At 59.3% G+C, this 20,214-nt stretch carries 19 protein-coding genes; 4 read left to right on the forward strand and 15 right to left on the reverse strand.

Going from position 1 to position 20,214, the window contains the following annotated elements:
• Positions 1-19: 19 nt before the first annotated feature.
• From CGA21_RS24385 to CGA21_RS24405, 5 genes are all read right to left on the reverse strand, one after another.
• Positions 20-1,015 (reverse strand): RHS repeat-associated core domain-containing protein, encoded by a 996-nt coding sequence (locus CGA21_RS24385; protein ID WP_188265205.1) that lies wholly within the window; start codon positions 1,013-1,015, stop codon positions 20-22.
• 170 nt (positions 1,016-1,185) lie between these two features.
• A complete protein-coding gene (locus CGA21_RS24390) occupies positions 1,186-1,968 on the reverse strand; it encodes a MetQ/NlpA family ABC transporter substrate-binding protein (protein ID WP_007972924.1) in 783 nt (260 codons plus the stop codon).
• A gap of 262 nt (positions 1,969-2,230) precedes the next feature.
• Positions 2,231-3,154 carry a sigma 54-interacting transcriptional regulator gene (locus CGA21_RS24395; protein ID WP_110751824.1) on the reverse strand — a complete coding sequence of 308 codons (924 nt, stop codon included), beginning with the start codon at positions 3,152-3,154 and terminating at the stop codon, positions 2,231-2,233.
• 56 nt (positions 3,155-3,210) lie between these two features.
• Entirely contained in the window at positions 3,211-3,792 is a 582-nt protein-coding gene (locus tag CGA21_RS24400; RefSeq protein WP_007972928.1) for an alpha/beta hydrolase, read from the reverse strand.
• A 675-nt stretch (positions 3,793-4,467) separates the two neighbouring features.
• Positions 4,468-5,541, reverse strand: a complete 1,074-nt coding sequence (locus CGA21_RS24405; protein ID WP_110751822.1) for a fatty acid desaturase — start codon at positions 5,539-5,541, stop codon at positions 4,468-4,470.
• A 100-nt stretch (positions 5,542-5,641) separates the two neighbouring features.
• Between CGA21_RS24405 and CGA21_RS24410 the strand changes: the two genes are divergently transcribed.
• The gene (locus CGA21_RS24410) at positions 5,642-6,646 is read left to right on the forward strand and encodes an AraC family transcriptional regulator (protein ID WP_188265206.1); all 1,005 of its coding nucleotides are present in this window, start codon (positions 5,642-5,644) and stop codon (positions 6,644-6,646) included.
• Between the two features lie 83 nt (positions 6,647-6,729).
• Here CGA21_RS24410 and CGA21_RS24415 read toward each other — a convergent pair whose 3' ends face one another.
• Positions 6,730-7,095, reverse strand: a complete 366-nt coding sequence (locus CGA21_RS24415; protein ID WP_110751818.1) for a response regulator — start codon at positions 7,093-7,095, stop codon at positions 6,730-6,732.
• Between the two features lie 57 nt (positions 7,096-7,152).
• Positions 7,153-7,839 (reverse strand): Crp/Fnr family transcriptional regulator, encoded by a 687-nt coding sequence (locus tag CGA21_RS24420; RefSeq protein ID WP_110751816.1) that lies wholly within the window; start codon positions 7,837-7,839, stop codon positions 7,153-7,155.
• Between the two features lie 84 nt (positions 7,840-7,923).
• Here CGA21_RS24420 and CGA21_RS24425 point away from each other — a divergent pair, with 84 nt between their 5' ends.
• Positions 7,924-8,445 carry a DUF962 domain-containing protein gene (locus tag CGA21_RS24425; protein ID WP_188265207.1) on the forward strand — a complete coding sequence of 174 codons (522 nt, stop codon included), beginning with the start codon at positions 7,924-7,926 and terminating at the stop codon, positions 8,443-8,445.
• 104 nt (positions 8,446-8,549) lie between these two features.
• Here CGA21_RS24425 and CGA21_RS24430 read toward each other — a convergent pair whose 3' ends face one another.
• The 6 genes from CGA21_RS24430 to dibA all read right to left on the reverse strand — a co-directional run bounded on the left by CGA21_RS24430 (position 8,550) and on the right by dibA (position 14,830).
• Positions 8,550-9,539, reverse strand: coding sequence for a sulfate/molybdate ABC transporter ATP-binding protein (locus CGA21_RS24430; protein ID WP_188265208.1), 990 nt, complete (start codon positions 9,537-9,539; stop codon positions 8,550-8,552).
• Between the two features lie 4 nt (positions 9,540-9,543).
• A complete protein-coding gene (gene cysW / locus CGA21_RS24435) occupies positions 9,544-10,416 on the reverse strand; it encodes a sulfate ABC transporter permease subunit CysW (protein ID WP_008055400.1) in 873 nt (290 codons plus the stop codon).
• A gap of 13 nt (positions 10,417-10,429) precedes the next feature.
• Positions 10,430-11,248 carry a sulfate ABC transporter permease subunit CysT gene (gene cysT, locus CGA21_RS24440; RefSeq protein ID WP_008055402.1) on the reverse strand — a complete coding sequence of 273 codons (819 nt, stop codon included), beginning with the start codon at positions 11,246-11,248 and terminating at the stop codon, positions 10,430-10,432.
• A gap of 69 nt (positions 11,249-11,317) precedes the next feature.
• Positions 11,318-12,331 (reverse strand): sulfate ABC transporter substrate-binding protein, encoded by a 1,014-nt coding sequence (locus CGA21_RS24445; RefSeq protein WP_110751810.1) that lies wholly within the window; start codon positions 12,329-12,331, stop codon positions 11,318-11,320.
• A 153-nt stretch (positions 12,332-12,484) separates the two neighbouring features.
• A complete protein-coding gene (oscA, locus tag CGA21_RS24450) occupies positions 12,485-12,667 on the reverse strand; it encodes a sulfur starvation response protein OscA (RefSeq protein WP_007975618.1) in 183 nt (60 codons plus the stop codon).
• Between the two features lie 237 nt (positions 12,668-12,904).
• Positions 12,905-14,830 carry a phosphodiesterase DibA gene (gene dibA / locus CGA21_RS24455; protein WP_110751808.1) on the reverse strand — a complete coding sequence of 642 codons (1,926 nt, stop codon included), beginning with the start codon at positions 14,828-14,830 and terminating at the stop codon, positions 12,905-12,907.
• A 147-nt stretch (positions 14,831-14,977) separates the two neighbouring features.
• Here dibA and desA point away from each other — a divergent pair, with 147 nt between their 5' ends.
• Complete coding sequence (desA, locus tag CGA21_RS24460) at positions 14,978-16,162, forward strand: delta-9 fatty acid desaturase DesA (RefSeq protein ID WP_020795836.1); 1,185 nt, start codon at positions 14,978-14,980, stop codon at positions 16,160-16,162.
• 148 nt (positions 16,163-16,310) lie between these two features.
• Positions 16,311-17,297: a GGDEF domain-containing protein gene (locus CGA21_RS24465; protein ID WP_188265209.1), complete on the forward strand. Its 987-nt coding sequence runs from the start codon at positions 16,311-16,313 to the stop codon at positions 17,295-17,297.
• A 116-nt stretch (positions 17,298-17,413) separates the two neighbouring features.
• Here the strand turns inward: CGA21_RS24465 and CGA21_RS24470 are convergent, their stop codons facing one another.
• On the reverse strand, positions 17,414-18,628 hold the full coding sequence (locus tag CGA21_RS24470; protein WP_110751804.1) for an HDOD domain-containing protein: 1,215 nt from the start codon (positions 18,626-18,628) through the stop codon (positions 17,414-17,416).
• A 135-nt stretch (positions 18,629-18,763) separates the two neighbouring features.
• Positions 18,764-20,041: a 4-aminobutyrate--2-oxoglutarate transaminase gene (gene gabT / locus CGA21_RS24475; RefSeq protein WP_110751802.1), complete on the reverse strand. Its 1,278-nt coding sequence runs from the start codon at positions 20,039-20,041 to the stop codon at positions 18,764-18,766.
• Positions 20,042-20,214: the final 173 nt, after the last annotated feature.

Genomic DNA, 20,214 nt, shown 5'->3' on the forward strand with positions numbered 1-20,214 from the left:
TATCGATGTTGCGCCTGATCTAAATGGAATGACGACGAATGTCTTTTACACGATCTGTTTTTGGCGATACCGGCGAAGCTGCCATAGGATTTTTATTGTTCCCTGGTTTTGGCCCACTGTAGGCAACCTTCACGCCTTCAATTCTGTTCATCTTGTCAGCACGCATGCTGTAAAACACCGAAGCAGCTGAAGCCGTAAAGGACAACACGCTAAAAGCGGCCAGTGTGATGAGCAGAGGATCCTGAGCGGAATTATCCGGATCCGTGGCATTCAGCGCGGACCTCACCACCCCCACCCCGCCCCCGATAAATCCTGTCACAGCCCCGACCATGCCGGCATGGTTGGATTGTTTCGAGAGCGATGCAGAAGACGGAGCACTCTTGATTTTTGAACCGGTGACAGCGAGCCTTGCCGAGAAAAGCCCGACTCCAGCCGAAACAAAATTAAGGGCCGACATTGCAAGGAAAAACCAGGGTTGCCAGTTTGGCTCGGCCTCTTGGCCCGTCGGATCCCTGAAGTTCAGCGGGTCCCCCTGACAGTAGGCATAGGCGTTCAACCCGCCTTGACCGAACGGACTCAAGGAATCCGGGCTGTTGAACCGCATCAACACCGGATTGAACGCCCGATGGCCATTGCCCAACAAGTAATGCCCGGTGACCGGATCGAGCGCCTCGCCGTTGTATCCCAGCAAACTTCCAGGGCGCGTATCGGCATGTCGGTGACCATAGGGAGCATAAACCTGATGCACCGTTCCACCGCAATCGACAAGCTGTAACACAGATCGCTGCTGATCAGTGCCCAGCAACTGGCGATTGAACGCAGCACCCTGGTGTAAGTGCAGCGCCAACAAATGCCTGTCGTGCTGGAACACACCCTGGCCGGCCGGCCCCTGCAGCTCGGTGACCAGATGCTCGCGTCGGTAAAATCGTTGCAGCTTTTCTTTCCCGACAGGCTCACGCCAAATCAACTGATCCAGAGCGTCATAGCGATAGCGACACAACAGGCTTGTCAGCATTGTGAGCACCTCCATTGGAGGCATTTAGCTTGCACTGCCAGAAGGATCAAGGCACCTAGCAGAACTGCTAGTTTTGGAGACGAAGCGATTTCTTGAATGGGTCCAATAAAAAACGCCGACGCTGTATCAGCCGTCGGCGTTGGAAACCTGGAACGGGTTTACCTCGCGAATCAGAACGCTGGCAGAACCGCGCCGCTGTACTTTTTCTCGATGAATGCTTTCACTTCCGGGCTGGTCAGGGCCTTGGCCAATTTCTGGATGGCGACGCTGTCCTTGTTATCAGGACGAGCCACCAGGAAGTTCACGTAAGGCGAATCGGCACCTTCGATCACCAGTGCATCCTTGGCCGGATTCAGGCCCGCTTCCAGCGCGTAGTTGGTGTTGATCATGTCCAGGTCAACCTGGTCCAGTACACGCGGCAGCATGGCGGACTCAAGCTCCTTGAACTTGAAGTTGTGCGGGTTCTTGGCGATGTCTTTAGGCGTGGCCAGGGCGTTCTTCGGGTCTTTCAACTCGATCAGGCCAGCCTTCTGCAGCAGGATCAAGGCACGGCCGCTGTTGCTGCCTTCGTTAGGGATGGCAATGGTCGCGCCGTCTTTGAGCTCGGCCAGGGTTTTGACTTTCTTCGAGTAGCCACCGAACGGTTCGACGTGAACGCCGATCACGGTTTCCAGGTGAGTGCCTTTGCCTTCGTTGAAGCTCTTCAGGTACGGCAGGGTCTGGAAGTAGTTGGCGTCCAGACGCTTCTGGTCGACCTGCACGTTCGGCTGAACGTAGTCGGTGAAAACCTTGATTTCCAGGTCCACGCCTTCTTTGGCGAGGGTTGGCTTGATCAGTTCGAGAATCTCGGCGTGTGGAACCGGGGTCGCCGCAACCACCAGTTTCTCGCCAGCCTGTGCCAGGCCCGCAGTCAGGGCAGCCGCCAGTGCGGTGAACAACAGAACCTTTTTCATGCAGTGTCCTTATCGAAAATCACAGTCGCTTGTGGCGACGGCTAGATATTTAGGTGCCAGCGAAGTGCTATCGCTGGCGTGACGCGGACAATACCGGGATTTTTTATTCCCGAACAATATCTTTTATTCACTTTCATATTCCATTTTGTTCATACATCGCCACAGCCCATGTAGGAGCTGCCGCAGGCTGCGATCTTTTGATTTTGCTCCTTTGTGACCTCAAGGCAGCTGAAAATCAAAAGATCGCAGCCTGCGGCAGCTCCTACAGGAGGCCGGCGTTTTGTAGAAGGCGTTTCAAGGCTTCTTTCTCAGTGGTGGAGCCGCTGCCGAGTATCCGCTTGAGCTGCTGTTCGACCTGCTTCAGGCCTTCATCAGGCAAATTCAAATGCTCCGGCAAAATCTCGTCGCCGGTACTCACCAACAGCGCAAAGTGAATGACGTTTTCCAGCTCACGGGTATTGCCCGGCCAGCTATGTCGCTCCAGCACGGCTTGCGCGGCCTCGCTGATCAACGGCACCGGCAGGTCCAGGCGCTGGCTGTAGATGCCGAGGAAGTATTCAGCCAGCGACAGGATGTCGCCCACACGGTCGCGCAGTGCCGGTAGTTCGAGCTGACCTTCGCTGAGGTAGTGGTAGAGCCGCTCGTGGAATTTCCCGGCGGCGACAGCCTGGGCCAGGTCGATACTGGTAGCGGCGACCAGGCGCACGTCCACCGGGCTCGGTTGATGCGCACCGACGCGGATCACTTCGTGGTTTTCCAGGGCGGCGAGCAATTTGATTTGTATCGGCAGCGGCAGGTCGCCGATTTCATCCAGGTACAACGTGCCACCGTTGGCCGAACCGAACCAACCGGCGCGGCTGCTGGCAGAACCGCTGTAGCTGCCGGCGGCATAGCCGAACAATTCGGCATCGGCATAGGTTGGGCTGATAGCTCCGCAATTGACCGAGACGAACAAACCGCCGCGATCACTGGCGCGATGGATGTGCCGGGCCAGCAGTTCCTTGCCGCTGCCGGTTTCACCCCGGATCAGTACCGGGATCGAGCGCGGTGCCAGCTGTTCCAGCTCCTGGCGTAATTGCCGCGAGCGCGGGTCGACGAATACCAGCGCCTTGGCGCGAATGCTCAGGGGACTTTTTTCAGCATCGGGAAAGGTCAGCAGTGGCTGGCCAAAGGTTTCAAAGCTCATGGCAGACTCCCGCCCAAAACCGCCAGAGGACGGGGGCGTTGAAAAAAACAAAAGGTTCAGGCGCGACGCAGGGCGTGGTGTTCCATGCGGTTTTGCAGACGATAGAGATAGGCAAAACCCTGCTCCCAACGCTGATGACCCGACTTCACATTGATGTGCCCGGCACCCGCCAGGATTCCCGCTTCCGCGCCCCAGTTACGCGCCAGCTCCAGAGCCCGCGGCGCGCTGACGGCGCTGTCGTTGTCAGAGCTGACAACCTGGCTGGGAAACGGCAAAAGGTCGGTTGGAATCGGTGCAAAATTGCGCAGCGCCGGCGCGCAAGCCGGACGTTCGACGTCCGCTGGCGCGACCAGCAAGGCACCACGTACCTGACGCAGAAACTGCACTGGCGCCGTAGCCGCCCAGTGCGCGACGGTAATGCAGCCAAGGCTGTGGGCGATCAGGATGACGGGAGTGCTGTCGGCTGCAATGGCTTCGGCCAGCGCCGCCACCCAGTCTTCACGGCGCGGCGTCAGCCAGTCCGCCTGCTCCACCCGTGCGCTGTTCGGCAAACTGTTTTGCCAATGGCTTTGCCAATGATCTTCTGGCGATCCTTGCCAGCCCGGCACAATCAGGTAGCGAATTGATTCGTTGCGCATGGGGGAAGCTCTCCTGCTGCGTGTCTGTTCCTGGTCGAGTATAGGGACGGGATTTATATTCGTTAAGGAATAAGAAGATATTTATTAAGACCTGTATCGAATATAAGAATTGAAGGAGCTGGCTTGCCAGCGAAGGCGTCCTTCCAGTCAGAGAGCTACCGCCTGACAAACCGCTTTCGCTGGCAAGCCAACTCCTACAGGTAAAAAAAAGGGGCCGCACCCTGCCAAGGAGACGGCCCCAGGAAACTTGAAAAACGGTCAGCGCGCGGTGATCACCGACAGCTTGATCAATAACGTCATGGTGAATGCCTCGTATAAACGTTTCACGCTAAATAGGTGTCGGTTTAATGAATCCTGAAGTCGATGGGTTGCCCGAGGTCGAGCAAAATCGCTACCCGATGGCGTAATCATCGAGTCAAATGCTTATCTCCGAAAGTAATTTTTAACGTTATACATAGACCAAAAACGAATATTAAAAATGCGTGATCTACCGCGCCCTTGCTCTGTAAGGGCTGCAGCGACCGAATATTGGGCGAGCCGCCATTTCAGCCGGATTGATGTTGCCTGAAAAGTCGCTATCGCTGGCAAGCCAGCTCCTACAGGATCGACGTCGTACACAAAATCATGTGTGCACCAGAGGTTTCTGTGGGAGCTGGCTTGCCAGCGATGAGGCCATCAGACGCGCACGCCCTCTACGGTTTCACCCTGAGCTTCTTCCTCACGCACAAACCGGTTCGCCCGCGCAAACGTCCCGAAATCATTGAACCGCACCCCCATCTCACGCATCACCTTATGCGCCACCGGCACGGTCATCTGGCGGATGTAGAACGGTTCCTTCACCACAAAGTGATGAATCCCGTGGCTGCTGCCGAAGTTGAAGCAGAACGCCTGCAACGGCCATAGCCACCAGGCATTCAGCACCTGGCATTGCTGCATGACGTTACCTGGCTCGATGTCACCGTAGTAGTGCATGTTCGAACTGATGAAGTGCAGGCAAAAGGTGCGCAGCACATTCGGGCCGATGATCACCACCGCGGCGATATCAATGACGCTCATCACCGACACCGTGGTCGCCGACCACTCGATCGGCGTGCCCATCAGGTAGGCGAGGCCGTTCGCGGCGTGGAAGCCGAGAAACACATACCACGCGCCCCAATGCATCAGCGCCAGCGGTGCATAGACCTTCAGGGTGCGCTGGATGATGCTGAGCTTCATCGTCCAGGTCTTGGCCCGCAGCATGCGGATGAACGACGACATGATGTTGTCGCCAATCATCAACAACCGCGCGAAACCCCAAGGCTCGCCGTTGGTGATGGCGCGCTCTTCCATGTCGGTCTCGGAGCCGGATACCTTGTGGTGATTGAGGTGCAGGTGACGACGAATCCACGGATTGATCGTGCTCGGACGCGCCAGCCAGACCAGGCCCATCATCAGGTTGTGCGGCACCCGCTGCTTGCGAAAGTACATGCTGTGAATCAGGTCGTGCTCGAGTTCGTGGGTCAGGGAAGCGAAAAAAGCATTGAGCAGCAAGCACACCCACCAGGCCATGTAGCCCTCGATGTAGAGCGCTGCGGAACCGATCATGCCGGCCAGCGCGAAGGCCAGGATGCCCGCGCCCAAGGCGTCCTGGTGCTTGAGAATCGGGTAACGCTCGCGCAGTTCGACGCCCTTGGCCAGCACCACTTGGCGAATATGTGCCGATCGCGCAGCTGCATTCAGTCGCTGGGGACTTGCAGAAGTACCTTGCATGCTTCCATCCTCTGGTTATTGATGTTCGCATCCTGCCCGCTTCACACGCCTGGAGCGGTAGCCGAGAACGCCAACCTGTTGACCGGAAGCGCCAATCAGCATGACTGAACCGACCTCCCTCGCCAGCTGGACCCGCGCCCTGCGCAAGCAACTCGACGCCCTGGGCCTCGACAGCACCGCCCTGTGCCAGCAGGCCGGGCTCGACCCGCAACTGATGGACGACCCGAATGCGCGCTATCCGTTGTCCGGCACCACGCGCCTGTGGGAAATCGCGGTGCAGGTCAGCGGCGACCCGGCGATTGGCCTGCGCGTCTCGCGCTTTGTCAGCCCCACTACATTCCACGCGCTCGGGTATGCTCTGGTGGCCAGCGGCAGCCTGCGGGAAGTCTTCGAACGTATCGTGCGCTATCACCAGGTGGTCAGTGACGCCCTGGAACTGGAACTGACCCGCGCCGATGACCGCTACTGTTTCCATCTGAAAATCCCGCCAGGCAACCCAGCCCCGGCCTTCGAAGCCATCGACGCCTTCGTGGCGATTTATGTGCGCACTTGCCGCAATCGCCTGGGCCGCGACTATGCACCGCTGGCGGTGTACTTGCGTCGCCCTGAGCCAGCGGACCCGCACCAATGGCACAAGGTGTTTCGCTCACCGGTGTATTTCGCCACCGGCGAGGATCGGCTGGAGTTCGCGCTGTCTGATTTCGACAGTCACCTGGACGATGCCAATCCGGAACTGGCCGAACACAACGAAACCGTGCTCAACCGTACCCTCGCGCAGCTCAAACCGCTGACGTGGGAACGCAAGGTCCGCGACGCCATTGAAGAGCAATTGCCGGAAGGCGAACCCAGCGCCGAACACATCGCCAAGGCTCTGCACCTGAGTCTGCGCAGCCTGCAACGGCACCTGGCGGATGAGGGTTGCCGGTTCGATACGCTGCTCAACGAAAGCCGTGAGAACCTGGCGTTGCTGCACCTGCGTGATCCGCAATGCTCATTGAGTGAGATCAGCTATTTGCTGGGGTTTGCCGATACCAGCAGCTTCAGCCGCGCGTTCAAGCGCTGGACGGGGATGACACCGGGGCAGTTTCGGGATGGGTTGCGGTGATTGATCCAGGAGGTTGGTTGTCTCGTCTGGCCTCTTCACTAGCGGGCTCGCGAAGAGGCCCGGACAGGCACCACACAAACCACTCAGCGCCCCCGATCCCGCCGCAACAACTTGCGCACCCGCGCCACCAGCTCACTCACGGCAAACGGCTTGAGCAGGTAATCATCCTCGTGCAATTCCAACCCGCGCAGGCGATCCTCGATGCCGTCCTTGGTGGTGAGGAACAGCACAGGGGTTGCGCCGAGCTTGCGGATCTGTTGCAGCAACTGCCAACCGTTGAGCCCTGGCAGCATGACGTCGAGGATAATCAGCTCATATTCGCCATCCTCGATAAAGCGCCGGCCGTCCATCCCATTGACCGCCACATCCACCGCAAACCCCGCCTCGCTCAGGCCGCTGGCCAGACGTTTGGCAAGTCCTGGTTCGTCTTCCACTAGCAGTACACGCATGGCACACCTCGATTGTCGTTCTGACAGGCTAAGCGCGTTCGCCGGTAAAGCCCACCCTTAAACAACAACCAACGCCCGCAACCGTTGCACATCGAGGATTTCGATCTCGCCATACCCGAGACGCAATATCCCCTGCCCCTGCAGATCCTTGAGGATCTGGTTGGTGGTCTGGCGCGACAGCGACAGCATGGCAGCAAGCTGTTCTTGCGGCAGTTGCAGGACGCGACGCGGTTCGTCGAGCTGGCCGTAGCCTTCGGCGATCATCAGCAAGCGATGCGCCAGCCGGGCCGGGGCCGGCAACAGGCTCAACTGTTCGAGATTGATGAAGGTCATGCGCAGTTTCTGACTCATCAGCAATGCCAGTTGCCGCCAGTGCCCGGGTTGTTCGTCGAGCATCTTGAGCAACACCGTTTGCGGGAGGTGCAGCAGCGTGCTCTGCCCCACGCTAAACGCATCATGGGTACGTGGCTGACCGTCGAACAGGCAGATCTCGCCGAACCAGTTAGGCGATTCCACCAGGCCCAGCAATGCCTCCTTGCCCTGCTCGTTGACGGCGCCGACGCGCACCGCACCTTCAAGCACCGCGTACAGCCCACAGGGCGGATCGCCACGCTGGAACAGGCGCTGACCCGCTGACAGGTGCCGCACCCGCGCAGCACCCAGCAGACTATCCTGTAGGGACACAGGCAGATGGCTGAACCACTGACCACGCATCAGGCGCGCACGCCAGTCCTGCTTATCCATCAAAACTCCTAGAGATTGTCGCCTGGCTGACAGAGCGTGAAATGGCCCCAAGGCATGATCAGTCACCCTACAGGAGGAATAACAATGAAAAAAAGCCTCGTTGACCATCTCAGTCAATACGCCGCCTACCACCGCGACCCGCGCAACATCGCCACCCACTTCGTCGGCATTCCATTGATCGTCGTGGCAGTGGCGGTCTTGTTGTCCCGTCCGCAATGGGCCGGCGGCTGGCTTTCGCCCGCGGTGCTGGTGTCACTGGCGTCGGCGTGGTTCTACCTGCGCCTGGAGTTGCGCCTCGGCGTGCTGATGACGGTGTTGCTGGGGCTGTGCGTTTGGGCCGGTCAGGCACTCGCGCAGCAAAGCACGCTGGTCTGGCTGGCGAGCGGCATCGGGATGTTCGTGATTGGCTGGGCGATTCAGTTTGTCGGGCATCACTACGAAGGACGCAAACCGGCGTTTGTCGATGATGTGACGGGGTTGATTGTCGGGCCGTTGTTTGTGGTGGTTGAGTTGGCGTTCATGCTGGGGGTGCGCCATGAACTCAAAGAGCAGATCGAGACGCGGGCGGGGGGTGTGCGTTTGCGTCAGAACAACGCTGCGGCGTAAGACGCCTTCGCGAGCAAGCCCGCTCCCACCTTTGACCGAGTCAGTCAGAACAACTCGGTCAAAGGTGGGAGCGGGCTTGCTCCGGGCGGCGTTCCGACGAAGCTTTAGATGTTGGCGACTTTCTGCCAGACCTTCGGCTTGAAGAACAGCGTCTCGCCCTTCGCCAGGCCGATCAGGCTGTCGTGATCCTTCACCACTTCGGCCTCGATCAAATCACTCTGCCCTTCGACCTTCAGCGTCACGCGAGTGGTCGCGCCCAGCGGACGGATATCCCTCACTTCGGCCGCATGGTGATCTTCCAGTTCATGCCGCGACAGCGACACTTCGTGCGGACGGAACAGCACGTGATTGTCTTCGCCCAGATGCAGGCGGTTCGAATCGCCGAGGAAGTGATAGACGAAATCGCTGGCTGGATTTTCGTAGACATCACCCGGCGAGCCGATCTGTTCGATCACGCCCTTGTTCATCACTACGATGCGATCAGCGACTTCCATCGCCTCTTCCTGGTCGTGGGTCACGAAAACGGACGTCAGGTTGATGTCTTCGTGCAGGCGCGCCAACCAGCGCCGCAGCTCCTTACGGACCTTGGCGTCGAGAGCGCCGAAGGGTTCGTCGAGCAGCAGCACTTTGGGCTCCACCGCCAAGGCACGGGCCAGGGCGATACGCTGACGCTGACCACCGGAGAGTTGTTCCGGATAGCGATCAGCCAGCCAATCCAACTGCACCATGTTCAGCAGTTCGTGAACCTTGGTTGCGATCTGGCTTTCGCTCGGGCGCTGGTTTTTCGGCTTCATGCGCAGGCCAAACGCGACGTTGTCGAACACCGTCATGTGGCGGAACAAGGCGTAGTGCTGGAACACGAAACCGACGTTGCGATCACGCACGTCGTGGCCGGAGACGTCTTCGCCGTGGAACACGATATTGCCCTGGTCCGGGGTTTCCAGGCCGGCGATGATCCGCAGCAACGTGGTCTTGCCGCAGCCGGACGGGCCAAGCAACGCCACCAGCTCACCGCTCTGAATGTTCAGGCTGATGTCATTCAGCGCCTTGAACGCATTGAAATTCTTGCTGACATTACGCACTTCGATCGACATGAAATCATTCCTCCGCGGCGCTGGCGCGCAGGCGGTTAATACGGTTTTCGCTCCACTGCTTGAGCAGCAGGATGAAGAGCGCCAGGATCAGCAACAGGCTCGCCACGGCGAACGCGGCCACGTGGTTGTATTCGTTGTAGAGGATCTCGACGTGCAGCGGCAAGGTGTTGGTCACCCCGCGAATGTGCCCGGAAACCACCGACACCGCACCGAATTCACCCATGGCCCGCGCAGTGCAAAGCACCACGCCGTAAATCAGGCCCCATTTGATGTTGGGCACGGTGACGTGCCAGAACATCTGCCAGCCATTGGCCCCGAGCAAACGCGCGGCCTCCTCTTCCTGAGTGCCTTGTTCCTGCATCAGTGGGATCAGCTCACGGGCCACGAACGGCACGGTGACGAAAATCGTCGCCAGCACGATGCCCGGCAAGGCGAACACGATCTGGATGTCGTGATCCTGCAGCCACGGACCGAATAGCCCCTGGGCGCCGAACATCAGCACATAGACCAGACCGGCGATAACGGGCGATACCGAGAATGGCAGGTCGATCAGGGTCACCAGCATGCTTTTGCCGCGGAACGAGTACTTACTCACGCACCATGCGGCACTGACGCCGAACACCAGGTTCAAGGGCACCGAAATCAGTACGGCAATCACCGTAAGCTTCAGCGCCGACAGTGCGTCAGGTTCGAAGATCGCGGTGAAGAACGCACCCAGGCCATTTTTCAAACCCTGGGACACCACGATAAACAGCGGCAGTAACAGGAACAGCGCAAAAATCAGCCAGCCAAGGCCGATCAGGATTCGCCGCGACGTTGCACTGCCACGGCGGGCAGCGTTGGCCGAAGAGGCGGCAGCAATAGACGATTGGGACATTGTTCGCGCCTCCTTATGGGGTTTCGATGCGCCGCTGCAGCAAGTTGATCAGCAGCAACAGAATGAAGGAAACCACCAACATCAGTACACCAATGGAGGTAGCGCCGGTGTAATCGTACTGGTCGAGCTTGACCATGATCAGCAGCGGCAGGATCTCGGTTTTCATCGGCATGTTGCCGGCGATGAAAATCACCGAACCGTACTCGCCAACCCCGCGGGCAAAGGCCAAGGCGAAACCGGTGAGCCAGGCCGGCAGCAGTGCCGGCAGCAGGATATGACGGGCAACTTGCCAGGGTTTGGCACCCAGGCACGCCGCCGCTTCTTCCACTTCACGGGGAATATCGGCCAACACCGGCTGTACCGTACGTACTACGAATGGAAGTGTCACAAAAGTGAGGGCCAAGGTGATGCCCAGGGGGGTGTAGGCGATCTTGAAACCCAGATCCGCTGCAAATTGACCTACCAGACCGGTGGGGGTGTACAGCGCGGTCAGTGCAATACCGGCCACGGCGGTAGGCAATGCGAAAGGCAAGTCGATCATTGCATCAATGACTTTGCGCCCAGGGAAGGTATAGCGCACCAGCACCCAGGCCAGCAGTGTGCCAATGATGCCGTTGATGATTGCGGCATAAAGGGCGGTGCCGAAGCTCAGTTTCAACGCCGCCAATACCCGTGGCGCCGAAATAATTGCCCAGAACTGATCCCAGGTGAGTTGAGCGGCATGCACGAACATCGCCGCCAATGGTATGAGCACAATCAGGCTGAGGTACACCAAGGTGTAGCCCAGCGTCAGCCCGAAGCCGGGTATGACGGGGGAGATACGACGCGACATAAAAGTCCTTGGTTGAGAATGCACAAAGCCTCGAATCGCGATTCGAGGCTCCTTGATGGCTATTTAAGATTACTGCGCCTGGTAAATCTGGTCGAATACGCCGCCGTCGTTGAAGAATTTCGGCTGCGCGGTTTTCCAGCCGCCGAAGTCCTTGTCGATGGTCACCAGGTCCAGTTTCGGGAACTGCTGGGCGTATTTGGCAGCCACATCCTTGTCACGTGGACGATAGAAGTTTTTCGCGGCAATTTCCTGGCCGGCAGGGCTGTACAGATGCTTGAGGTAGGCTTCGGCGATCTGCTCGTTGCCCTTTTTCTCGGCGTTCTTGTCGACCACGGCCACTGGAGGCTCGGCAAGGATTGACAACGAAGGCACGACGATCTCGAACTTGTCGGCGCCACCCTCTTCTTTCAGCGCCAGGAACGCTTCGTTTTCCCAAGCCAGCAACACGTCACCCTGACCGTTGTTGACGAAGGTAATGGTCGAGCCACGAGCACCGGTATCCAGTACAGGTACGTGCTTGAACAGGGTTTGCACGTATTCCTTGGCCTTGGCTTCGTCACCGCCGTTGGCTTTCAGGCCATAGGCCCAGGCGGCGAGGAAGTTCCAGCGTGCTCCACCAGAGGTTTTCGGGTTCGGGGTGATCACCGAAACGTCGTTCTTGACCAGGTCGCCCCAGTCCTTGATGCCTTTAGGGTTGCCCTTGCGCACCAGGAACACGATGGTCGAGGTGTACGGCGTGCTGGCTTCCGGAAGACGCTTCTGCCAGTCGACCGGCAGGGTCTTGCCGAGCTTGGCGATTTCGTCGATATCGCCGGCCAGGGCCAAGGTCACCACATCAGCGCGCAGGCCGTCGATCACCGCCCGGCCCTGCTTGCCCGAGCCACCGTGAGACTGCTGGATTTTCACGCTGTCACCGGGATTACTTTTCTTCCAGAAATTGACGAATTCTGCGTTGTAATCCTGGTACAGCTCACGGGTCGGGTCGTACGACACGTTAAGCAGTTCGTAATCCTTGGCAACGGCGGAACCGGCAAACAGGGCGCTGGCCAGGGCGGCCAAGGCGAAATGGCGAATCGACGACATGGTGAAAGCTCCTGGAATTTTTAAATGTGTTGGCTTTTCTTATGATCTGGAATCGGGTTGCCTGCTCAAAGATCGCAGCCTTCGGCAGCTCCTACAGGGAATTGCGTGCCTCTGTAGGAGCTGCCGCAGGCTGCGATCTTTTGATCTTTCGCTTCAGCCCGGTTTATTGCCCGGTTGCTGCAAACGGAATTTCTCCTTGCGTTCGATCTGGACCACCTGGGCGTTGTGCACGGTGATTTCCACCGCACCAAACCGCAGGTCGCGCAGGGCGCTCTGGATTTCGCGCAGGATGGTTGCTTCGTCCTGGCCGTCAACGCTACGTAGAGATGCGCTCATGGTGCTGCTCCTTCGACTGAGAGGTTGCCTGGCAGTGGCGGCACTGCTTACGGCGTGAGACCAATAGTAGAGAGGCGCGGATATTCTTAAAAAGACTATTTAAGAATGTTTATATAACCAGAAGAATGATCGCTCCCACACTCCGCATGGGAATGCATCCAGTGGCGCTCTGCGTCACCTTGCGATCAGGGACGCAGCGCGTCCCGGGCGCATTTCCACGCGAGCAGTGGGAACGAATCAGCGCGGGAAAATGACAGGGGTTCGAGCCCAATCCAGCAGCATCGCCGGCACTGGCCGCCCAAACCAGTACCCCTGCCCCAGATGACCGCCGTGTTCCAACAGGAACGCCGCCTGCTCGACCTGCTCGATGCCTTCGGCTTGCACCTGCATGCCCATGCTCTGCGCGAGGGCGATGATGACCCGCACAATGGCCGCGTCATCTTCATCGCATGGCAAACCGGCGACAAAGCCCTGATCGATCTTGAGTTTCTGCACCGGCAGGCGCTTGAGTCGCAGCAGCGACGAATAACCGGTGCCGAAATCATCGATGGCCAGTTGCACACCCAATTCCCGTAGGCGGTGCATTTGCTCAAGCGCAACTTCTGGATCTTCCATCACCGCACTCTCGGTGACTTCCAACTCCAGGCAGGCCGGGTCCAGGCCGGTTTCGCGCAGTACCTGCGCAACCTGTTGGTACAACTCACGGCCGGCGAACAGACGCGATGAAACATTCACCGCAACAAACGACAACGCCACGCCCGCCCGCAGCCACTGGCACATCTGCTCACAAGCCTGGCGCATCACCCAGGCGTCGATCTGGGCGATCAGGCCGGTTCGCTCGGCAATCGGAATGAATTGCGCAGGCGACACCAGGCCGCGTTGTGGATGCTCCCAGCGCACCAGTGCCTCGACGCCGATCAGGCGACAGGTCTTGAGATCGTGAACAGGCTGGTAATACACACGCAGCTCATTCTGCTCAAGGGCCCTGCGCAGCTCGGAGGCCGTCTCGACCCGCTGCTGGGCATGGGCGGTCAACTCTTCGGTGTACAGGGCATAGCCATCGCGCCCGCCACTCTTGGCCTTGAACAGCGCCGAGTCGGCATTGCGCAACAACTGTTCGGCACTCAGGGCGTCGCTGGGGAACAGGCTGATACCGATGCTGGCGTTGATGAACAGCCGATGCCCGTGAATATCGAAAGGCTCCTTGAGGCCTTCGATGATCCGCTGGGCCAGCGCTGCGGCCTGCATCAGTTGCGGGCAGCTTTCGGCCAGCACGGCAAACTCATCGCCACCCAGGCGCGCCAGGGTGATTCCAGGGTCGAACATGGCACTCAAACGTTTGGCCACCGCCTTGAGCAATTGGTCACCCATCGTGTGCCCGAGGCTGTCGTTGATCATCACGAAGTGATCCAGGTCGATCATCAGCAATGCACAGCCACGCTTGTGGATTTGCGCCGATGCCAGGGCTTGCGTGGCGCGGTCGGTGAACAGCAGGCGATTGGGCAGGCCAGTGAGCGGATCGTGATGAGCCAGGCGCCTCAACTCATCTTCAGAGTCCTTGATCGCGCTGATATCGGAAAACACCGCCACGAAATGACTGCAGCGCCCCTGGTCATCGTGAATGAGGCGGATGGTCTGCCATTGCGGGTAGATTTCGCCGCTTTTGCGGCGGTTCCAGATTTCCCCGCTCCATTCGCCGACGCTGTTGAGCGTGGCGAACATCGCCTGATAGAACGCGGGGGGATGATGCCCCGACTTGAACAGACTGGGCTGGCGCCCCAGCACTTCTTCACGCTGATAGCCGGTGATAGCCATAAAGGCGCGGTTCACATGCACGATCAGCCCTTGATGATCGGTGACCAACACGCCTTCTCGGGTGCAATCGAACACGGCGGCCGCCTGGCGCAGGCGCTCGCGGTCTTCGCTTCGTCCCTGCCATGTCGCGCCGCCGCCCAGGCAACGCATCAGCCGCGACCGGGCGAGGAAGATCACGCCTGCGCTCAACACCACCCAAACGTGACCGTTGATCAGTTGCCATCGAAGGCGCTCGGCCGAATTATCGAATAAGCTGCTCAATAAATAGCCACTGAGCTGCATCCAGATCAGCGAAATCAGCAGGTAAAGCAGTGCTGCGCGCACGGCATCGCGATAGCTGGCAGACATAAGGCTGTCCATGTCCCTACGAAAAAGTCGGGATTATAGATTAAAGACACATCCTGCCACTCATATCTGAAAGGGCGACTGGTTTTATCTGTCCGCTTAGTGATAATGCATCGGCTGTTTTTTTCTTTTTCGAGGGCCCTATAGCCTATGTGGTACGAAGGTTTTCTCGGCTTGTCGCCCTGGTCACTGGTGGCAGTCACCCTGCTGATGACCCATGTCACAATCATCGGCGTCACGGTCTATCTGCACCGCTACTCGGCCCATCGCTCGCTTGAGTTGAATGCAGGCCTGAAACATTTCTTCCGTTTCTGGCTGTGGTTGACCACGGCGCAGAACACCCGCGAGTGGACCGCTATCCATCGCAAGCATCACGCCAAATGCGAAACCGTCGACGACCCGCACAGTCCGGTGATCAAGGGCTTGTCCACGGTTTTGCGCAAAGGCGCCGAACTGTACCGCGCCGAAGCGGAAAACCCCGAGACCTTGCGCATCTACGGCAAGAACTGCCCCGATGACTGGATCGAACGTAACGTCTACACCCGATTCCCACTGTTGGGCGTGGCGATCATGGCGGTTATCGACCTGCTGCTGTTCGGCACCATCGGCATCACCATCTGGGCCATCCAGATGATGTGGATCCCGGTATGGGCCGCTGGCGTGGTCAATGGCCTGGGCCATGCCGTCGGCTACCGCAACTTCGAGTGCCGCGATGCGGCGACCAACCTGGTGCCTTGGGGCATTTTGATCGGTGGTGAAGAGCTGCATAACAACCATCACACCTACCCTAACTCGGCAAAACTGTCGGTGAAGAAGTGGGAGTTCGATCTTGGCTGGGCCTGGATTCAAGTGTTCAGCTTCCTGCGCCTGGCCAAGGTCCAGCGGGTCGCGCCCATTGCCCATCGCGTCGAAGGCAAGGGCAACCTGGACATGGACACCGCCATGGCGATCCTCAACAACCGCTTCCAGATCATGGCCCAGTACCGCAAGCTGGTGATCGGGCCGCTGGTCAAGCAAGAGCTGGAAAAGGTCGATCACTCGGTCCGCCACCAGTTCCACCGCGCCAAGCGTCTGCTCTCGCGGGAAACCAGCCTGCTCGACGACAAGCACCACGTACGCATCCAGAACATGCTCGAACACAGCCAGGCGCTGAAGGTAATCTACGAGAAACGCTTGGCCTTGCAGCAGATCTGGGTCAAGACCAGCTCAAATGGTCACGACATGCTGGCTGCCATCAAGGACTGGGTACACGAAGCCGAAGCCAGCGGGATTCAATCGCTGCGTGACTTCGCCGATCAGTTGAAAACCTATTCCCTGCGCCCAAGCGCTGCCTGACACCGTTGATCGGTGCGCCCAATGCCGGGGCGCACCCTTCGGAACTTCGCTGCAAATCCCTTATCTCAAAGACACTTCGCCATCCAGGCGGGCTTCGCTGCGGTCGCCTAGAACCTTGAGCGGTGCACGCCCCTTGAGATTTGTGACGATGGTCAATAACCAACAAGACTCATCCCTTGTGCAATGGCCCGAGGCCGCGCAAACCCTTATGGCGCTGATGCACGCCCAAGGCGAGGTGGCGCGCCTGAGCGAACGTGAACAGTTGCTGAGCACCTTGCTGGTGAGCGTGAACGCGGTGCTGTGGGCATTCAATTGGGAAACCCGCCAGGTGCTGTATGTGAGCCCCGCCTATGAACGGCTTTTCGGCCGCAGCGCCGACCTGTTGCTGGCCGATTACAACCAATGGCGCGACAGCATTTACCCTGACGACCTGGAGTACGCCGAGCGCAGCCTGGCGGACGTGCTGGTCAAGGGTGCCGTTGAAGACCGCGAGTACCGAATCATCACCGCTGACGGCCAGCTGCGCTGGCTCAGCGACAAGTGCTTCATCAACCGGCAGGCCGAGCCTGGGCAGCCGGTGATCATTGTCGGCATCGCCGAAGACATCACCGACAAGAAGCAACTGGAGTCCGAACTGCAACGGCTGGCGACCACCGACGCCCTGACCAGCAGCAGCAACCGCCGGCATTTCTTCGAAGGCGCTGAGCACGAATTCGAACAGGCGCGACAACAGGGCACGCCGTTATCGTTTCTCATGCTGGATATCGATGATTTCAAGGCGATCAACGACACCTACGGCCACCAGGAAGGCGATAACGTGTTGCAACGTATCGCCGACTGTGGCCGAGCCGCATTGCGTCGCGGTGACCTGTTCGGGCGCATTGGTGGCGAGGAATTTGCCGCCGCCTTCCCCGGCTGCACGCCGGAGATGGCCCTGCAAGTAGCCGAGCGCGTGCAACGGGAGATTCAGGGTTTGACCTTCAACCACGAAGGCCAGACATTTGGCATCACCGTCAGCCAAGGGCTGACCAGCCTGACTGCCGAGGATGAAAGCGTGGAAAGCCTGTTTGCCCGCGCGGATGCGGCGATGTACGAGGCCAAGCGCCAAGGCAAGAACCGGATCATCACGGCCTGACCCGTCCAACACATAACTCCTGTAGGAGCCGGCTTACTGGCGAATCCAGACGACTCGGTGGGTCAGATACATCGCCATCGCTGGCAAGCCAGCTCCTACAGGGATCTGCGACAGCCTTATTTCTTGCGGATCCGCACCAACTCCGGCAAGCCGATCTTCAGTAATCGCGCCGCTCGGCTATTGGCCAACGCCTCAACGCCCTCATGCTCGTTCAGGCGCGCCAGTTGCGCCGCCATATTCATCACCAGCGCCTCACGGGAATAAACCCCGCCACCGAGCTGGTAAGCCGCCGCAATCAGCTGCCGTAGCTCCAGCGGCAAACGCCAGCGGGTGCGCAACGCCGAACCGTAGGCGGCACCAAACTCGGCCAACGCCTCGCCCACTTGCTCCTGCTCGTCCAGCTCGCCACCGGCCTGTTTCCATTCCTGCAGACAACGCAGCAACGCCAGGTCGCCCAGGCGATGCAGCATGCCGGCGCAGTAACAACGGGCCTGATCCAGATCCAGCAAGCGCGCCAGCGTTCGCGCGTACTCGGCCGTGTGTAGCGACAAATCCCAGTAGCGCTCGGCATAGTCCGCCAGTTGCGGATCGCTGAGCCGCGCACTGCGCTTGAGTGTCAGGCCCAGGATAAGGTTCATGCTCTGTCCGGTGCCCAGTCGGTGCAATGCCTGGGACAGCGTCTGCACGGCGGTGCCATGGTGCTGGGCGGCGCTATTGGCGGCGGCAATCAGCACAGCGGTGACCTGTGGATCGGTGCGGATCTCACCTTCCAGCACCGCCAAATCCAGACCATCAGGATTGAGGCTGCGCTTGACCGCCACTTGCACGTCAGTCATCAGCGGCGCGCCTTCCGCCAGTTCGCGACGGCGCTCAAGAAACACGGACAGCGTCATGCCCGGCGCCAGCGCTGGCACCTCGCACGAAATCTCTTCCCCGGCGTTCAGCAGCAAAGCCTGCAGGCGCTGGGTCAGGCTTGCCATGTTCAGGGGCTTGGTCAGGTAGGCGGCGGGAGCCAGCGGCAAGGCCTCACGTACGCTCGCACTGTCGTTACGGCTGCTCATGAGAATGAAGGGCAACGGTGGATTGCGCTTGCGCTGGCGCACGCTACGCAACACATTCAGGCCATCGACGCCTGGCAACTCCCAGTCGGCGATGACCAGGTCGTACGGGTTTGACGCCAGCAACTCCAACGCCTGCTGGCCATCGGCACATAAATCCAGCCGCGCATCGCAGCGAACGTTCAACAATACTTCCTTGAGCAGATCGCGGGCCCATGGGTCGGCCTCGGCGATCAATACTCTCGGAATCGCGGGTAAAATGACAACTGTCATACAGCTCTCCCTGGCAATGCGTGAACCTTAGCCAAAGCCGGTCATCGGTTACAGCGCTAATACGCGGTTGCGGTTTAGAGGACATGAAAAAACCCGCCGAAGCGGGTTTTTTGTGAAGCAGGTCACACTCGCAGATCAGAGCTCGGAGAAGCACTCTTCGATGATCGCCAGGCCTTTGTCCAGTTGCTCGTCCGGCGAAGTCAGCGGTACCAGGACGCGCAGAACGTTGCCGTAGGTGCCGCAGGACAGCAGGATCAGACCCTTGTCGCGAGCCTTGGCCACAACAGCTGCCACGGCGGTGGGGTTCGGCTTGTGGCTGTCGCCATCTTCGAACAGCTCGACCGCGATCATTGCGCCCAGGGCACGAACTTCGCCGATCACCGGATACTTGGCCTGGATAGCCTTCAGGCCAGTCACCAGACGCTCGCCAACAGCCTTGCAGCGGTCCAGCAGGTGCTCTTCTTCGAAGACTTCCATCACGGCCAGGGCCGCGGCGCAAGCGATCGGGCTACCGGCGTAGGTGCCGCCCAGGCCGCCTGGTGCGATGGCGTCCATGTATTCGGCCTTGCCGCACACACCGGCCAACGGGAAGCCGCCAGCGATTGATTTGGCGAAGGTGGTCAGGTCGGCAGCAACGCCCATCTGTTCCATGGCGAAGAAAGTACCGGTACGACCTGCGCCGGTTTGTACTTCGTCAGCGATCAGCAGGATGCCGTGCTGGTCGCACAAGGCACGCAGACGCTTCATGAACTCTTTAGGAGCGACGTAGAAACCACCTTCGCCCTGAACCGGCTCGATGATGATGGCAGCGATGTCACGCGGCTCGGCGTCGTTCTTGAAGATGCGCTCGATGCTGGCGATCGAATCGTCGATGCTCACGCCGTGCAGTTCGTTCGGGTACAGCGCGCGGAAGATGCCGCCTGGCATCAGGCCCATGCCGGCCGAGTAAGGCACGACTTTACCGGTCAGGCCCAGGGTCATCATGGTGCGACCGTGGTAAGCACCGGTGAACGCGATCACGCCGGCACGGCCGGTAGCGGCACGGGCGATCTTGATGGAGTTTTCGACGGCTTCGGAACCGGTGGTCACCAGCAGGGTTTTCTTGGCGAAATCACCTGGCACCTTGGCGTTGATTTTTTCGCACACTTCTACGTACGGCTCGTAGGCCAGTACCTGGAAGCAGGTGTGGGTCAGCTTGTTCAGTTGCTCGGTCACGGCGGCGATGATTTTCGGGTGCACGTGGCCGGTGTTCAGTACAGCGATACCCCCAGCGAAGTCGATGAACTCGCGACCTTCAACGTCGGTCACGGTCGCGTTCTTCGCGGACTCGGCGAAAATCGGGTGAATCTGGCCTACACCACGTGGAACTGCATTGGTACGGCGGGCCATCAAATCAGCGTTAGTCTTGCTCATTACATTCCTCATTCGCCGCTCATCGGTCGGCGTGGTTCAAGGATTAAGCGACGGGGAACAACGGCGGCAGCATGCGATGATCGACTGCCACAGCGTTCCCGGCCACCGAGAAAATTCCGTTTGTTGCACGCAAAGGGGCAGCGCTCTCGTGCCCTTTGCGTTTGAAGCGATGC

The organism is Pseudomonas sp. PSB11, assembly GCF_014596605.1.
GTDB classification, from domain to species: Bacteria; Pseudomonadota; Gammaproteobacteria; order Pseudomonadales; family Pseudomonadaceae; genus Aquipseudomonas; species Aquipseudomonas umsongensis.

Excerpts from the sequence above, each read along its gene's own strand:
- CGA21_RS24400 (WP_007972928.1), bottom strand. The coding sequence starts at position 3,792 with ATGCGCAACGAATCAATTCGCTACCTGATTGTGCCGGGCTGGCAAGGA.
- CGA21_RS24395 (WP_110751824.1), bottom strand. The coding sequence starts at position 3,154 with ATGAGCTTTGAAACCTTTGGCCAGCCACTGCTGACCTTTCCCGATGCT.
- CGA21_RS24390 (WP_007972924.1), bottom strand. The coding sequence starts at position 1,968 with ATGAAAAAGGTTCTGTTGTTCACCGCACTGGCGGCTGCCCTGACTGCG.
- cysW (WP_008055400.1), bottom strand. The coding sequence starts at position 10,416 with ATGTCCCAATCGTCTATTGCTGCCGCCTCTTCGGCCAACGCTGCCCGC.
- CGA21_RS24425 (WP_188265207.1), top strand. The coding sequence starts at position 7,924 with ATGAAAAAAAGCCTCGTTGACCATCTCAGTCAATACGCCGCCTACCAC.
- CGA21_RS24385 (WP_188265205.1), bottom strand. The coding sequence starts at position 1,015 with ATGCTGACAAGCCTGTTGTGTCGCTATCGCTATGACGCTCTGGATCAG.
- oscA (WP_007975618.1), bottom strand. The coding sequence starts at position 12,667 with ATGAGCGCATCTCTACGTAGCGTTGACGGCCAGGACGAAGCAACCATC.
- CGA21_RS24415 (WP_110751818.1), bottom strand. The coding sequence starts at position 7,095 with ATGCGTGTACTGCTAGTGGAAGACGAACCAGGACTTGCCAAACGTCTG.
- CGA21_RS24445 (WP_110751810.1), bottom strand. The coding sequence starts at position 12,331 with ATGTCGTCGATTCGCCATTTCGCCTTGGCCGCCCTGGCCAGCGCCCTG.
- CGA21_RS24430 (WP_188265208.1), bottom strand. The coding sequence starts at position 9,539 with ATGTCGATCGAAGTGCGTAATGTCAGCAAGAATTTCAATGCGTTCAAG.
- gabT (WP_110751802.1), bottom strand. The coding sequence starts at position 20,041 with ATGAGCAAGACTAACGCTGATTTGATGGCCCGCCGTACCAATGCAGTT.
- cysT (WP_008055402.1), bottom strand. The coding sequence starts at position 11,248 with ATGTCGCGTCGTATCTCCCCCGTCATACCCGGCTTCGGGCTGACGCTG.
- dibA (WP_110751808.1), bottom strand. The coding sequence starts at position 14,830 with ATGTCTGCCAGCTATCGCGATGCCGTGCGCGCAGCACTGCTTTACCTG.
- CGA21_RS24420 (WP_110751816.1), bottom strand. The coding sequence starts at position 7,839 with ATGGATAAGCAGGACTGGCGTGCGCGCCTGATGCGTGGTCAGTGGTTC.
- CGA21_RS24405 (WP_110751822.1), bottom strand. The coding sequence starts at position 5,541 with ATGCAAGGTACTTCTGCAAGTCCCCAGCGACTGAATGCAGCTGCGCGA.
- CGA21_RS24465 (WP_188265209.1), top strand. The coding sequence starts at position 16,311 with ATGGTCAATAACCAACAAGACTCATCCCTTGTGCAATGGCCCGAGGCC.
- CGA21_RS24410 (WP_188265206.1), top strand. The coding sequence starts at position 5,642 with ATGACTGAACCGACCTCCCTCGCCAGCTGGACCCGCGCCCTGCGCAAG.
- CGA21_RS24470 (WP_110751804.1), bottom strand. The coding sequence starts at position 18,628 with ATGACAGTTGTCATTTTACCCGCGATTCCGAGAGTATTGATCGCCGAG.
- desA (WP_020795836.1), top strand. The coding sequence starts at position 14,978 with ATGTGGTACGAAGGTTTTCTCGGCTTGTCGCCCTGGTCACTGGTGGCA.